General features: G+C 57.0%; 11 protein-coding genes and 1 tRNA gene. 6 read left to right on the top strand and 6 right to left on the bottom strand.

The window, feature by feature from the left end; genetic code table 11:
• Window positions 1–152: 152 nt before the first annotated feature.
• From QP981_RS09960 to QP981_RS09950, 4 genes are all read right to left on the bottom strand, one after another.
• A tRNA-Ala gene (locus QP981_RS09960) sits at window positions 153–225 on the bottom strand.
• A 364-nt stretch (window positions 226–589) separates the two neighbouring features.
• Window positions 590–664: a 50S ribosomal protein bL37 gene (locus QP981_RS11305; RefSeq protein WP_014300525.1), complete on the bottom strand. Its 75-nt coding sequence runs from the start codon at window positions 662–664 to the stop codon at window positions 590–592.
• 76 nt (window positions 665–740) lie between these two features.
• On the bottom strand, window positions 741–1,010 hold the full coding sequence (locus QP981_RS09955) for a WhiB family transcriptional regulator (RefSeq protein WP_016422223.1): 270 nt from the start codon (window positions 1,008–1,010) through the stop codon (window positions 741–743).
• A gap of 485 nt (window positions 1,011–1,495) precedes the next feature.
• On the bottom strand, window positions 1,496–2,602 hold the full coding sequence (locus QP981_RS09950) for a diacylglycerol/lipid kinase family protein (RefSeq protein WP_284857948.1): 1,107 nt from the start codon (window positions 2,600–2,602) through the stop codon (window positions 1,496–1,498).
• A gap of 100 nt (window positions 2,603–2,702) precedes the next feature.
• Here QP981_RS09950 and QP981_RS09945 point away from each other — a divergent pair, with 100 nt between their 5' ends.
• Window positions 2,703–3,161: a hypothetical protein gene (locus QP981_RS09945; RefSeq protein ID WP_224783785.1), complete on the top strand. Its 459-nt coding sequence runs from the start codon at window positions 2,703–2,705 to the stop codon at window positions 3,159–3,161.
• Here QP981_RS09945 and QP981_RS09940 read toward each other — a convergent pair.
• Both QP981_RS09940 and QP981_RS09935 read right to left on the bottom strand, forming a co-directional pair.
• Window positions 3,158–4,489, bottom strand: a complete 1,332-nt coding sequence (locus tag QP981_RS09940) for an Rv3212 family protein (protein WP_069359464.1) — start codon at window positions 4,487–4,489, stop codon at window positions 3,158–3,160. The two genes, QP981_RS09945 and QP981_RS09940, sit on opposite strands and share 4 nt — an antisense overlap.
• A gap of 68 nt (window positions 4,490–4,557) precedes the next feature.
• Entirely contained in the window at window positions 4,558–5,922 is a 1,365-nt protein-coding gene (locus QP981_RS09935; RefSeq protein WP_049191109.1) for a DEAD/DEAH box helicase, read from the bottom strand.
• Window positions 5,923–6,016: 94 nt separating this feature from the next.
• Between QP981_RS09935 and QP981_RS09930 the strand changes: the two genes are divergently transcribed.
• From QP981_RS09930 to QP981_RS09910, 5 genes are all read left to right on the top strand, one after another.
• A complete protein-coding gene (locus QP981_RS09930) occupies window positions 6,017–6,241 on the top strand; it encodes a DUF3107 domain-containing protein (RefSeq protein ID WP_042388469.1) in 225 nt (74 codons plus the stop codon).
• On the top strand, window positions 6,241–7,149 hold the full coding sequence (locus tag QP981_RS09925; protein WP_049172838.1) for a DUF3152 domain-containing protein: 909 nt from the start codon (window positions 6,241–6,243) through the stop codon (window positions 7,147–7,149). The genes QP981_RS09930 and QP981_RS09925 overlap by 1 nt, the downstream gene beginning before the upstream one ends.
• 9 nt (window positions 7,150–7,158) lie before the next feature.
• Window positions 7,159–8,010, top strand: a complete 852-nt coding sequence (locus QP981_RS09920; RefSeq protein ID WP_049191104.1) for a TIGR02569 family protein — start codon at window positions 7,159–7,161, stop codon at window positions 8,008–8,010.
• 103 nt (window positions 8,011–8,113) lie between these two features.
• Window positions 8,114–11,464, top strand: a complete 3,351-nt coding sequence (locus QP981_RS09915; protein ID WP_255468784.1) for an ATP-dependent helicase — start codon at window positions 8,114–8,116, stop codon at window positions 11,462–11,464.
• A gap of 2 nt (window positions 11,465–11,466) precedes the next feature.
• Window positions 11,467–14,961 (top strand): ATP-dependent helicase, encoded by a 3,495-nt coding sequence (locus tag QP981_RS09910; RefSeq protein WP_284857947.1) that lies wholly within the window; start codon window positions 11,467–11,469, stop codon window positions 14,959–14,961.
• Window positions 14,962–15,014 lie beyond the last annotated feature (53 nt).

The following is a 15,014-nucleotide window of genomic DNA, read 5'->3' as shown; positions in this document are numbered from 1 at the left end:
AACCTCGGCATCCAAAAAGGCTGGATCAAATAACCGCAACACGCCCGGAAAAGACACACTTTTCTTTACTTAACCCGGTAATGCGGTAATGCGTAATGGGAAAATCCCAGGTCACGGTGATGTGGCCTGGGATATTTTTGTGGAGCTATTTGTGGAGCTAAGGGGAATCGAACCCCTGACCTTCGCATTGCGAACGCGACGCTCTACCAACTGAGCTATAGCCCCATTGCTTTCGAGCAACCTAGCTGGAGCTGCTGTAAAAGCTCTGTTTTCAGACGTTACTCCGGTGGGGTTTGGGCTCCAAACTCGCTGGTAAGGTTCTGGCGGATGGTTAATCCGGAAAGCGAGGATGCGGTATCGACGAGGCATCGAAAAGGTGTTGAAAGTGACTAGGTTTATGACAAAAAATCGCGGGTGAATTCAATTCATGTGTCATAAACCTAGTCACTTTCAGACCTGCTACCCGTTGAGGTATCCGCTGGAGGCATAAAAAACTCCACCCCGTCCCTCGGTGCAATACCGAGTTGTGCTGGAGTGGAGTGAGATGTCTTAGCCGGTGATGGCTAAGACTGCTGCAACTAAGGGCAACTTAGCTGTTCGGACGCTTGCCGTGGTTAGCCTTGTTCTTACGGCGGTCCTTGCGCTTACGGCCACGCTTGCTCATAGCTGGGCTCTCTTTCTATCGGGTTAAACAGGTATCAACCGGTATAGATTACACGGTACGAGGGTAAGTCCTTTAATTAGACCGTGGTGCTGGTGCGAGTGCGACGGGTGCGGCCGCGGTTGCGACGGCGCTTCAGTGCGCGACGCTCATCCTCGCTCATGCCGCCCCAGACACCTGCATCCTGGCCGGTCTCAAGTGCCCAGGCCAGGCACTGAGCAGTAACGGGGCAACGGTTGCAAACGACCTTGGCCTTAGCAATCTGGGCGAGAGCCGGGCCGGAGTTACCGACCGGGAAGAACAGCTCCGGATCCTCTTCACGACAAACGGCCTTGTGACGCCAATCCATGACAAACTCCTAAAACATTACGAGCCCCGGGTGAGGGCAGGGTTAAATTTCCTTGCGGGAAGGCAGCTCCGGAAATGGATTTCGTCAGACACGACAAATCGCCGTATCTCAACGAAGGTTGGGGTTCATTCCCGGTTGCCCAGGGGTATTAGGCATCTTGGGAGGGGGCACCTGTTCCATCGCCTATACGACGTGAAAGGTAGTGGGGACTCACCAAAGAGTTTGCGCCTAAAAATGCGAGACTTGCATGGTTACACAACCAGTGAACTGCGTGCCTGTCTCGCTGACGATTTACATGTTTTCACGACTGGGGCGGTTCGTAAAGAGCAAAATGAATAAAAGTGCCAAACCTCACAGAAAAGTGAAGTTTTGGTTAAAACGCCAGGTCAAAACTAGCCCTTTGTGGGGGTAAAATTAGTTTTGGTAATTGCAGTAGTGAGGGTGTATGGCGCATTTTTGTTGGCTTGTCAGTAAACAGTTGCAGTTTAAGCCGGGTTTGCCTCGGTCTTTTGGCTAGCACTGAACAGTCGGCGTGTGCGATCCATGACCTTTTTGGTCACCACAACGAGCAAGCGCTCGTCCACGGGGCGGGTAGCGACTTTCTTGGTGAACTGGTCCTCGGTGTAATCGTCGGCACGCGCCACAAAATTGATAGCGCCTTGCTTAACACGGATGTTGAGGGACTCACACTGATTGATGTACTCGCCGTCCAACTGGAGACGAAGTGGGGTAGTAGCGGTGAGTTCGATGTGCTGGACGTTGTCGACGCGTCGTTCGCGGGCTTCGACGTGGAAGGGGGAACGCAGTCGGGTGAAGAAACCGGCTAAATTGGCTGCGGCGACAAGTCCCGTCACTCCCCTCAGGGAAGTGAAGCCATAAAAGCCCAGGCCTCTGCGTAGGGACACAGTGGGGTTGGTGACGATGGGGAGGTCGCCGAGGAATGTCCAGGGATTGGAGTTGGACACCACGGCCATTGCGAGATCACGGCCAAACTCCGTGCCGTCGATAGTTGCGGTGATTTGTGGCGGGCTTTTGCGCAACTGATTCCATGCGGTGAAAATTGCCGGCAAATAGCGCACGGCTTTGGCGCGGGTACCGTTTTGTCGGAGCTGTTCCATGGTGGAAATGACTTCCGCATCGATGCCGATACCGGCATTGACCACGAAGCATCGCTCCGCTGCATGTCCAACGCTGATAGTGCTGCGGGTTCGGGAGCGCAGCAGACTTGCGATGTACCACGCGGCATCTACGGGGTCGCGGGGAATACCCAACGCACCTGCCAAAACGTTGGCGCTGCCGGTGGGAATTGTCGCGATGGCAGGCAGGTCAGAGGCAGGCAGTGCGGAGAATGGGTTGGAGTTCATGAGCCCATTGACAATCTCGTTAATGGTTCCGTCGCCGCCGAGAGAAATAATGACGTCGTAATCGCGAACCGTTTTACCCGCCACCATTTCCGCAGCATGGCCAGGGTAGGCGGTAAACATGGATGTCAAGCGAATCCCCTCGACCGAGCGAAGCGCCCGCACAACGCCGGGCATACGTCGAGCAGTGTTACTGGTCGAATTCGGATTGGAGATTAGCAACGCACGCACAGGCACCAAGAATAGTGCATGAGCAGACTTGTGATGGGCGCATTAGCCGGTATGCCTCCAGGGTGTATTCATCGGTTCGCACCGGGCTAACATGTAGGGCGTGAGTAACCAGAAAAACAGCAGCAATGCGCCCAAATCGCGTACTACCGACCAGCTTGCGGCAGCCGACGGGCCGATCGCCGCACCTCAGGTTGTTATGGTCGGTGCGTGGATTGGTGTCGCCGAATGTGCCCTCGGTCTGGGCTACGGGATCTTCCTTCTCATTCGTGATTTGATGGGGTACCGCGACGAGGCCGCGGTCATTTCCGGTTGGGGTACCGCGCTGTGGTTCCTTCTCATTTTCGGCGCTGTTCTCGCTGGTGCGATTATGTTGCTGCGTGGCGCCCGATGGGGGCGCGGGCCGATTATTATGCTCAACCTCTGCTTGCTGGGCGTGGCCTATTACATGTTCCGCTCGAGCGCTTTTCTGCTTGCTCTACCGACGGCGGCAGCTTCAATTGCTGCGCTGGCCTGTATGTTTAGTCCGAAGGCGATTGATTGGGCTGCCCGCTCTTTCTAAGCTTCGATGGCGAACGCGTCGACTGACTCACCGCGCTGAACTAGTAGCGTGTCACCGACAACTGCAAGGCGCACGGGCACTTCCGGCTTGTCCGCATTATTTGCATGAGTGGACTTCGCAGCTGCAGGCAACGGGAGTGTGCCGATAATCTCGAGAGTCTTGGCATTCAATACCGCGACTCCGTCAGCGACTGGCATGAAAACATGCTCACCCCATGGAGCTGGGGTTCCTGTGGCCTCAGGAAACTCGAAATCCGGCGCCAGGGTGCTCGGGCGGAAGCCCAGTAAACCACGCGGCGACCACCACGTCATGTGATGGGGAAGATCCGTTGTAAAAGGCGCACGCGGGGCATCGCCGTTGGAGTTAGCTTCCGCCGGTGCTGGGCGCAGAGTAGTCTCATCCAGCGCCAATTCAGTCAGCATCGTGCCGTCCATACGAAAAACTCGGATGCGATTGTCTGACAGTACCGCCGCCGTGTCCTGGCCAATCGATACCAGTGACATATCTGCAGTTACCGGACCAAGGTCAATATCGCTCTTGACCTCCGGTTTCCGAGACTCCTCCGGATTTGCCGCCTGCATGACCAGGCGCCCGTGACCATCGCAGTTGTTTACGACGGCCAGCAGCTCCACGCGCGTGAGCGCACTGATAATCGAACACTCCGGATGCGGCTGCATCTTCGGTTCCGGAGACGCTGGAATCTTGCCGTACTCGACTACTCGGACCAGGTCAGAGCGCCACAGCTCCAGGAATCCAGAGTCGTAGACACCCGCGTATGAGTTCGAGCGCACGGCGGCAGGGCTGTCAGCCGCAATCGATTTACGGGTCGCGACATACTGCCCCGAGTCGGGCTTGAGTGCAACGGTCTCACCGCAGCCAGCTGCCCCACGAAAAGTCGCGAAAACTTGGCCATCACTGCCCGAGAGCGCACAAAGCGGAATATCTCGTCGATAGTGCCAGCGCTCCGTGCCGTCGTTAAGCGAGATAGCACGCACGCCCTTGTTCTCAGCAACGATGAGGGAGTTGTCCATCACCAGTGGCGCCGGGGAGATGGTGTGCGTGCTTGTGCTTGCCGACGATTCAGTGGACCACACCGGCCGGAGAGTATGTGGCATTGCCTCCGGATCGTTCGCGGCCGGGGCTTGCGCTGTGCTGCTCGTCGGTGCCGTGGATTCAGTGCGATCGACCTTACGAGCCGGAGAAGCGACCCATGTCCAACCGACGACTAGCACTACGGCGATGATGAGAACTACTGATGCGATTCGATTGCGGCGCAGTCGGGTCTCTGCAGTGGTGGGCTCAGCGTTGGCTTGTGGTGACTGCAGCACGGTTGGAATGTCCTGTCGACGAGTGGTCGTGGCGAGAGGTGAGGCGGGGAGTTGGCACGCGCAGCGGCCTAGCTGCGACGATGAGAATTGGAGTGGCCGGCCCGCTTTGAGCTTCGTCCTTGGCCGCGATTGCGATGATGAGCCTGTGAGCGGTTGTTTCGCGGGCCTCTTCCGCCACGCCCGCGAGGTGGTCTGGAACCCAACACCGGGCGGGCTGGCCCGACCTTTTCATCGATTCCCTCGGGGATGTCTAGAGCTTCAGCGAGCTCGGGGGAGGTGGAAAACCACGTCGGAATCTCGGCCATGTCCAGGTCGAGAGCATCTGAAATAGCCTTCCACTTTGTGGTTTCATCCCAGCCGACGAGCGTAACGGCGACACCGCTGTGTCCCGCGCGGCCGGTGCGGCCGATGCGGTGGACATAGGTCATTTCGTCATCGGGCACCTGGTGGTTGATGACGTGGGTGACATCGTCGATATCGATACCGCGAGCCGCGACATCGGTTGCGACCAGGACGTCGACGTCGCCATTGCGGAACGCCGTCAGCGAGCGCTCACGTGCAGGCTGGCCCATATCGCCGTGGACGGCAGTGACCAGGAAGCCGCGCTCGCCGAGCTGCTCAGCAACCGAGGCGGCGCCGCGCTTCGTGCGAGCAAAAATGATGGTGCGACCACGACCGTTGGCTTGCAGGATGCGGGCAATGACCGAGACCTTATCCATCTGGTGCGATTGGAAAACAATCTGTTTAGTGGTCTCGTGGACTGTGGCCTCTTCCTCGCCTGATTCAGCGCGGATGTGCACCGGGCGATTCATAAAGGTACGTGCGAGAGTCAGAATTGGGCCCGGCATTGTTGCCGAGAAGAGCATGGTCTGACGTTCATCTGGCACCGCAGCCAGAATCTTCTCGATGTCCGGCAGGAAGCCCAAGTCGAGCATTTCGTCGGCCTCGTCGAGAACCAAAATCTTTACGCCTGACAGCTCTAGATTATTGCGCTGGTAAAGATCGATGAGACGGCCGGGAGTACCGACGATGATGTCCACACCGCGGTCTAGCTGTTCAATCTGTTCCTCATAGGGGCGGCCACCGTAAATAGTGCACACACGCAGATTGGTTGAGTGCGCAGCGCGGGCCAAATCCTCGCCGACCTGCACACATAGCTCACGGGTGGGGACGATGATGATTGCGCGGGCAGTGCCATCCGGTTCTGGAATGCGGGCGTCATCAAAGACGCGGTCAATAAGGGGGACACCAAAACCAAGAGTTTTTCCCATGCCAGTACGGGCTTGGCCGATAATGTCCGTGCCGTCGAGCGCCAAGGGCAGCGTCAGTTCCTGGATTGCAAATGTGCGGGTGATTCCTTCGTCGGCGAGTGCGTCGCAGATTTCCGCGGCGACCCCCAATTCGACGAATGTCGGGGACTGGGACTCTGCCACGGCGACTCCTTTGCTGTTTGTAACCTCACGTGACACGACGGCTTAATCGGTCTCTCTAATCCTAGCCGCTTTGGGAATGGTTATGATGTCACCTATGGACATCACTATTGGATTTGCAGACAATACGCGTGAGCTGAACATTGAAAACGTCGCTGGTGGCGAGGAGGTCAAGGCTGCGATCTCCCAGAAGCTGGCTGCTGGCGAAGGTGTGATTGAGCTCAGCGACGGCGCTGGTCAGGAGTACCTGATTAATGCTGACAAAGTCGCCTACGTCCGTACCGGTAATAACGCAGACCGTAAGGTTGGCTTCTTCGCCTAATGACGCAAGAACCCTTTCTCGTACGCATTGCAAGGAGTTGGGGGTGGCGAGCCTATGCCATCCCTGTACTTGTGGTGCTCACAGTCATCATTCTCTTCGACATCTTCACTGCTGAAGATGATTCTTCAGGTTCCGGCACTGGCACTGTCGCCTCGCAGAGTGGCAATGGTCGCCCTGGTCCGGTGCCCGGTGAGGGATACGGTGATGGTTACGAGGGAGGGCAGTTGCCACCCGGTCCGGCCTTTGCCACGGAACCCTCGGGAAATTTTAAAGATGTCACCGTGGCGCATCCCCGTGTTGGGGAGGGGCGCGACAATGCGGTCAGGTATTCCGTGGAAATTGAAGACAACATTGATGTTCCTTCGATTGGTGGCGAGCGCGCCTTTGCAGAGACGGTGAACTCGATTCTGGCCGATCCACGTGGCTGGACAGCTAATCCAGATTTTTCTTTCGAGGCAGTGCCTCGCGACCAGGATCCGACGATTGTCGTGCAGCTTTCCGCGACTGGAACCGCACATCAGCTGTGCGGCAACACCTTGGGAATGGAGACCTCCTGTTACCTGTCTGGGCAGCGGGAAGGTGAGCCTGGGCGCGTGGTCGTCAGTATCGCCCGGTGGGTTCGAGGTGCCCTGCCTTTTGAGGGGGACCTGGGATTGTATCGCCAATACCTTATTAATCACGAGGTTGGTCACGGACTTGGGTACGCGGTTCACGAGCCCTGTCCGAGGGACGGCGGTATCGCGCCAATCATGATGCAGCAGACCCTGAGCGTGTCGAACGATGAACTGCACAAAATCGACAGCAGCGAGGTCTATCAGGTCGATGGTAAGACGTGTTCTGTCAACGGCTGGCCGTACCCATTTGGGGCGGACGACGATACGGCCGCACCGACTCAGAAAGCAAGGTAGTAGCAGATTATGATCGCCACTCCTCCCGACCGTGTTTTAGAGGCCTTTGGTGCCGAGGGCGAGCCGCATCGTGCCGGGCGAGCTTGGGACAATGGCTGGGTCTACGACGATTCCATTGTCCTTTCGCCGGTACATAATTCGGCGCAGGCGCTGTGGTCTGCGAAGGTTCGCAGTGCGCTAGATGTCGATGGCGTCCGAGTGGCGAAATCCGTGCGTACCAGTGACGGCCGCTTAGTCATTGCTGGGTGGCAGGCTCGTCATTTCATCCCGGGGGGATTCGCGCCACGTGCCGATGAAACCATTGTGGCCGCTGGTCGCGTGGAAGAGTCGCTTGCCAGTATTGAACGGCCACAGTTCCTCCTTGATAAAGAGCCCGATTACTTCGTCATGTGTAATCGCGCAGCTTGGGACTCTGACCCAATCGGCATCCTCGAGCAGCTTCTCGACGCGGATAGCGTCCCCCGCGCCGATTGTGCCGAGGCTCTCACGATCTCCGGTGATCTTCTCCAGCTGCGGGCAGAGATGGTTGTGCCAACGGAGCTTCTGCAGGTCTGTCACGCAGACCTCGTCGGCACGCTGCTTTACGACGGCACGGCCGCCCCGGTTCTCACCGATATCGTGCCAGCGTGGCATGTCCGTGGTTGGACAGCTGCCTTGGCGGCAGTGGATTGTCTGTCCATGATGGGGGCTGATGAGGAGCTACTGCGGCGCTTCGATCACCTGCCGGATTTCGGTCAGTTGCTCGTTCGTGCGATGTGTTATCGACTTTTTGTCCACGCTGTTAGTCCAGAATCGCAGCCGGGTGCGTATCGCGGTCTGTTCCGCGCGGCTTCGCTAGTTCGCGCGTTTGTGTCTAAGTAACGCCGGGCAGTATTTACAGGCGTTTTTTGGGCGGGGGTATTTTTCTCCCTATTTCGAATAGGTGTTCGAGTGTTGGTCCGGAGGTTGTGCCACAATGGTGCACATGAACGTAGATGGAATGCCGAAGGTTCGGTTCGTCCAGGAGGAACCTCCTCGTCGTCGGCAGTGGTTGGGTACTGCGGTAGAGACGCTTTTCCCTTCCCATAATCAGGCGCTCGTGGTAGAGAACAAGCTTGTAAACCAGCCTGTTGTGCGTGTTTTAGGCGGTCCAGGGACTGGTAAGAGTTCGCTGCTGGCAGATCTCGCGGTGGACTACATGCAGGCGGGCATTCCGGCGGACAGCATTTTGGTGGTGTCACAGTCAAAAGAGGCCGCCGCGGAATTGAGGCGGGATATTGACAGGCGTTTTGCCTCTGAACTGGGGGAAGGCGGTTCGGTCGGGGCAGGTCAAGGTGGCATGGTGCGTGCCGTGCATTCGCTTGCCTATGCAGTAGTACGTGATGCCGCCGTCAGTCGGGGAGAGCCTGAACCATCGTTGACCACTGGTGCACGCCAAGATGCTGTCGTGCGGCAACTTTTGGCCGGTCATGCGGAAGATGGTGGTGTGTATTGGCCAGAGCGGTTGCGCCCGGCTCTTCCGTTAGTCGGTTTTTCCCGTGCGGTTCGTGACTTTCTGCTGCGTGCAGCTGAGCGGGGGATTGATGCCCCGAGGCTTCAGCAGCTCGGCGTGGACTATGGCATTGAGTCGTGGTGTGCGGCTGGCAAGTTTATGGCGGAGTATCAGCAGACTATGCGGTTGGCGTGGGAGCCCAGCCTGAACGCTGCAGAGATTGTCTCTGCGGCATTGATGGAGCTGGATGCAGACGCGCAAGCACTGGCTCGGTGGGGAAAGTCGGTGGTGCTGGTCGATGATGCTGAACACTTATCCCCGGAAGCTGCGCGTCTTGTGGATCGGTTTGTGTCGCAGGCGGCGGTGGCCGTCATTACTGGTGATGAAGATCAATCGGTATTCCACTTCCGCGGTGCTAATAATGACTATCTCCGGGGGACTGGTGAGGTCGAGTACAAGGCAATCCACTTACAGCAGTCTTACCGCTGTAACGCTGATATCGCGGATTTAGTCAACGCAGTTTCTCAGCGTTTGCCTAAGGCTCCTGCATACCGTGGCATTGTCGGTTCAGTTGGAACACAGGAAGCTCGTGAATCCGAAGTTGGAAACAACAGCGATACCGTCGCAGCGGAAAACTCGTACGCAGCTAAAAGTGCAGTAAAAATAGCTATTCATCCTTCTGAACGTGCACAGCGAGCCACAGTCGCGGACTATTTCCGGCGCCTTCATATTGACGAGGGAGTGGCATGGAAGGATATGGCTGTCATCGTCCGGTCCGGTGCAGGGGAGTCCTCTCTGTTCCGTGCGTTGTCGCGTGCGGGTGTGCCTGTGCAGATTGACCCAACGGACATCGTGCTAAGTCATCAGCGATTGGTGCGAGCGCTGATGGTGGCGTTGCGGGCAACTATGAACCAGCTCGATGACGTGGAGTGGGACGAGTTCCTCTCCGGCCCATTGGTCAACATGGATCCGATTGTCAAAGAGCGTCTGCTGCGCGGAATCCGAAAGGCCGACCTGTTCGGCGGGGCCGCGATGACTCAGCTCATCGGAATCTTGAAGGTAGAGGGACTCACAGCTGAACAGCTGGAGCTTATTGAGTCTCTGTCGCAGCGTGAACGTCAGGCGCTGCAGGTGCCGCTGGATCTGTTGAGCGCAGCTCGTGAAGCGTTGCGCGATGGTGTGGAAGCAACTTTGTGGGCAATTTGGCAGTCCACTGGTTTGGCAGACCATCTGGTGGCGGCATCGTTGCGCGGCGGTACAGCTGGCGCATCGGCTGACCGCGATTTGGATGCTGTGATGGCACTGTTCGACTTTGCTGGTGACCGTGTGGAGCTGAATCCAAAACTGACGGTTGACGGTTTTATCGCTTCTGTGGAAGAGCAGGAGCTGCCCATCGGCGCACGTGACCGTAGCGGGGTAGAGCGCGATGCCGTGCGCATTCTCTCAGCCCATGCGGCTCTGGGCAGGCAGTGGAAAGCAGTAGCAGTTGTCGGAGTCCAGGAAGGCCAGTGGCCCAGCCTCGGTGTGACTGGCTCGGTGATGAAGCAGAACGAGTTCATCGGTCTCGTTGATCACGGAATTGAGCCGCGGGAGTACATCAATTCCATGGCGGATGCGCTGGCGGAGGAACGCCGTTTGCTGCACGTCGCGGTATCACGGGCGAGCGACAGGGTACTGCTGACCGCAGTCGATTCTCCTGACGATGTTGGAGTTCCCAGTCCGTTTATTATCGAGCTCGTTGAAAAGCTCGGTAATTCGGTGACGGAGCTGGTGAAACAGTCGGAAGCCTCGTCGTCTGCGAACGGAGTCGGGGCTACGGATAATGAAGCAAACGCCGGCAATCCGGATGTTGCAGAGGCAGAAGATGTCGCATGGGCCGGTGAAGGCCTGCCACGGGTGCTCTCTGTGGAGTCACTGCTGGCAGAACTGCGTGCAGCCGTTGTGGACGATGCGGAGACTGAGACGCGGCGTCGACAAGCTGCACGTCAACTCGCGCGATTGGCGCAGGTTGAGGTTGCTGGCGCACATCCAGACACCTGGTGGGGGCTCCGTGCACCGTCGACTTCGAAGCCGGTAAATGACAAGAAGCCGATGAGGATCAATCCCTCCAAGGTGGAAGCAACCCTGAGTTGTCCGTTGAAGGCCATGTTGGATAAATCAGCACCGACATCGGCCATGTATCTGGGCTCTCTACTGCATCAGGCGGTAGAAGCAGTCGCCAAGGGAGTGACTGTGCCTGAGGCTCAGTCTGAGATCCGGCGTGTTTTTGGGGACCTGTCCGATGATCCGGAGTGGCGTAAGCGTACTGAGGAAGAGACCTGGTTGACCGGGCTGGAGGATTGGCAGCGGTGGATTGAGACTAAGAAAGATATCGGAACCGAGGTCCCAGTAAATGTCAACATCAACGATGACATCGTGATTGTCGGACGAATCGACCGGTTGATTGAAGACGCTGATGGTGCAGTTCAAATCGTCGATATTAAAACCGGTAAGACAGCGCCCTCCGGTAAAGAAGTAGAAGGACACGCACAGCTAGCTACATATCAACTGGCGCTGTCGAAGGGGAAGCTCGTTGAAAGCGGAGATGGGCTCGCTGTGGACAACGGCGAAGGCATTGAACAATCTGGGGCATACCTGGTATTTCCGCGAAAGTCACACAATAAGACCATTATCACTAGCCGCGAACAGTCAAAGCTCACGGAAGACAAGTTGGCTGACTGGGAGCGTCGCGTAGAGCAGGTAGCACGTGCGACGTCTGGCCCGCGTGCCTTGGCGCTCGCTGGTGATCATTGCAAGTTCTGCACGCTTTCGAAGGCGTGCCCGGCAGCAGAAGGGAATCGGTAGTCATGTCGGAGGAACGAACCATCATTGATCCCGTCACCCTGTCGGAGATGATGGGGCAGGGCTTTCCGCCCACCCCGCAACAAGCGGCGGTAATCGGTGCACCGATGGAACCAATGCTTGTTGTCGCCGGTGCCGGTGCTGGTAAAACAGCGACAATGGCTGCCCGTGTTGTGTGGTTGGTCGCCAACGGCTTTATCCGCCCAGAAGAAGTTCTAGGTTTGACCTTCACCAGGAAGGCAGCGCGCGAGCTCGGCGTCCGTATCCGCCAACAGCTGAATGCGCTTGCTTCTTCCGCTGCATTTCGTGCACAAGCTTCACCAGAGGTGCTAGCAAGCCTCGAGGTCATTGCCCCAACCACGCTTACTTACGATGCCTATGCCTCTGAAGTCGTGAGCAATTATGGTCTTTTGCTGCCGACGGAGCCGGGGGTCACCATTATGGATGGCGCGACGCAGTGGCAGTTGGCCTGGGAAACAGCTCGCAATGTGACCGAAATTGATGTCGATATTGCGCCATCAACGCTGGCCAGTCGCATTATTGAGCTGGGGTCGAACATCGACTCAAACTTGTCTACCCCGCAGGCGATTCGCGAGGAAACCGAAGCGTTCATCAGCAATATTGAGCAGACCCCGCAGAAGGGTAAACGCGAGGGGCTAATTGGCGATCTACAGGGCATCGTCGATAAGCAGCGGGAGAGATTAGAGATTTTGCCGCTGGTAGAGCAGGTTCGAGCTCGGTGCAATGAAGAAAATGTAGCCACCTTTGGTATGCAGATGGCTCGTGCGGCCCGGCTAGCCACCGACTTCGCGGAAGTCGGGGAGGAGGAGCGGCGTCGCTTTAAGGTCATCATGCTCGACGAGTACCAGGACACGTCGCACACACAGCGGCTGTTCCTGCGTGCGCTGTTCTCCGGTGGTTGTGTCACCGCTGTCGGCGATCCGATGCAGGCAATTTATGGCTGGCGAGGAGCAACGGCCGAAAACCTTGTGCAGTTTGTCAATGATTTTCCGCGGTCGGATGGGCAGCCAGCGGAGAAAAAGCAACTGACCATTTCTTGGCGAAACCCGCAGTCAGTGCTGCAGCTTGCTAACGCAGTCTCCGACCGTGCTTTTGCGGGGCAGGCTCGTACGGTAGAGGCACTGGATGCGGGGCCAAAAGCAGGCCAGGGCGAGGTGCAGCTTGCTTTCACCGCAACCGGTGAGGAAGAAGTTGCATACATCGCAGATTGCATGGAGGCGCAATTACGCGAATGTGAAGCAGCTGGCAACAAGCTCGATGCCGCCATCCTGGTTCGGACAAATGCTGAATCGGCTGTCTATTTAGATGCACTGTCTGAGCGGGGTGTGCCTGCAATCATTGTGGGACTCGCTGGATTACTGCACTTGCCCGAGGTCATGGATATCACCTCGGTGATGAAGATATTGGTCGAGCCCAGTTCAGACCAGGATGCTCTGCGTCTGCTGCTCAGCCCACAGTTCAATTTGGGTGCCGCAGACGTGGAGGCACTTCGCACTCGTGTAGATCAGCTGGCAATGGCAGGAAAGGACGAGTTGGCCCGAAAGAAGGGCAACGTCGAAGAGACTTCAGACTCCTCACCGCTTTCCCAGCTCGCTCGCCAGTATGACAAGCTCGTGGAAGATGCCGAAGCAGCATCGTCCGCGGTGGGGCTGGGGCACGCCATCGCCGACCCGGATATTCGTTTTTACGACGGCACCCCGCTGGCGCGCGGCAGTGCGGAAAAAAATGGGCGGTTGGTCTGCAGCGAGTCACTGAACTACACAGATGAAGCAATGGTGCGCATCGCACAGTTGGGTGCAAGCCTACGAAAACTACGTCGGTTCTCGCTGAATAAGCCTCTGCCGGAACTGGTCGAGGACATCGCTACTGAGTTTGGAATTCGCGTAGAAGCAGCTGCTGGACAGTACGGTTCCGCTACCGCGATAACCAGGCCGACAACCGCACATCTGGATAGGTTTGTCGATATCGCTGCGACGTATTCTCAAAATATCTCGGACGATGTGACAGGGTTTTTGAACTATCTGGAATTCGCTGTCGAACACGATGATGGTTTGGAACGGGCACCTATGAACATGCCGGAAAACTGTGTCCAAATCATGACTATGCACAAGTCAAAGGGCTTGGAGTGGGAAACCGTTGCTGTTCCGGGCATCACCACCAGCAAGTTCGACAAAGTTGATTTGTCATCGTGGCTCACCAATTCAGTTCAACTTCCTCCTGGTGCAATTACCCAAGTGGATCCGCTAACGGCTAGTGCAGAAACAACAGAGGATGCAACACAGCTTGCAGCAGGCGATTGGGCTCCTGTCGCTGATTCTGTCGATAGCAATGCCCCTGAACTGGACATATCAGGCGCAGATAACCAGACCGACCTCAACAAGGTGATCAAAGCCTACAAGGAAGAGCTGCGAGAAGTGGAAAGGGAAGAGAAGCAGCGCCTTTTCTACGTTGCTATGACTCGCTCTGCAAAAAAGCTCATTGTTACTGCAAGCAGGCGGCCTAATCCGAGCTTGAAGAATCCCACTGACGTGTCGGCAGACTTCGCAGCCATCGCCACGCAATTCAGTGACTATGTGGTGTCGTGGACAGATGGGGAGGACCCTGAGGTAGAGGACACTGAAGTCGATTTGGACTGCGACACTGCGGTTGATGGGGTGGTCTGGCCCGTCGATACCCTGGGCAACCGCCGAGATAGTGTGCAGCGAGCAGCCGAAAGCGTCATGCGCTACATGGGCGAAGACCAGGATGAGCGCCCCATTGCAGGTGACCTGTCTGAGGTATGGGAAACGGAAACGACCATTCTCGTGGATGAAATCCTTCGAGCTAAGGCCGCGGAGATTCATCTACCAATGCCGACAAGCATGTCCACTAGCGAATACCAAGCCATGATTGCGGATCCGGTCGCGTTTGCTCGTCGGAAAGCACGCCCGGTGCCGTTTAAGCCAAACCGATTCGCGCGCCGAGGTACGGCATTCCACGCTTGGTTGGAGAATCGCTTCGGTGCACACAGTCTGCTGGACGATGAGGATCTCTTCGGGGATCAACTGGATGACTTCCTCGGCACAGAACAAGTCGCGTCCGAACGCGAACTGGAGAAATTGAAGGCGAACTTCGAGGCATCTGAGTGGGCTGACCGCACGCCAACGCATGTAGAGGTGCCGTTTGAAATTGCCATCGGGCAGAGGCGGGTCGTCGGCCGAATCGACGCGGTGTTTAACGACAACGGGAAGTGGAGCGTCATTGACTGGAAGACAGGCCAGATGCCGCGCGGAAAGGAAAGGGAAGTAGCGGCGCTACAGCTGGCGATTTACCGCCTGGCGTGGTCGGATAGGCTGCGCGAGATGGGAATGGAAACTGCCCCCGAAGACATTGAAGCCGGGTTCTTCTACGTTTCGGCAGGACGGACGCTAATACCAGATGAAGCGCTACTGCCAAGCAGGATAGAGTTAGACAGGAAAATGCGCGAGCTGATTGGATAATCATCTACGTATGTAACTGCCGCGTGGCCGTGGCCAGTTATCCAGGTGAAAGC

Source organism: Corynebacterium sp. MSK047 (genome assembly GCF_030232285.1).
Classification (GTDB): domain Bacteria; phylum Actinomycetota; class Actinomycetes; order Mycobacteriales; family Mycobacteriaceae; genus Corynebacterium; species Corynebacterium jeikeium_D.
The sequence above is the reverse complement of the archived record's forward strand: the minus strand, read 5'-3'. Positions and strand labels throughout refer to the sequence as shown.

Bases quoted from the DNA above. Each gene is read 5' to 3' on its own strand.
- QP981_RS09920 (WP_049191104.1), top strand. From the start codon at position 7,159: ATGATCGCCACTCCTCCCGACCGTGTTTTAGAGGCCTTTGGTGCCGAG.
- QP981_RS09910 (WP_284857947.1), top strand. From the start codon at position 11,467: ATGTCGGAGGAACGAACCATCATTGATCCCGTCACCCTGTCGGAGATG.
- QP981_RS09915 (WP_255468784.1), top strand. From the start codon at position 8,114: ATGAACGTAGATGGAATGCCGAAGGTTCGGTTCGTCCAGGAGGAACCT.
- QP981_RS09925 (WP_049172838.1), top strand. From the start codon at position 6,241: ATGACGCAAGAACCCTTTCTCGTACGCATTGCAAGGAGTTGGGGGTGG.
- QP981_RS09955 (WP_016422223.1), bottom strand. From the start codon at position 1,010: ATGGATTGGCGTCACAAGGCCGTTTGTCGTGAAGAGGATCCGGAGCTG.
- QP981_RS09930 (WP_042388469.1), top strand. From the start codon at position 6,017: ATGGACATCACTATTGGATTTGCAGACAATACGCGTGAGCTGAACATT.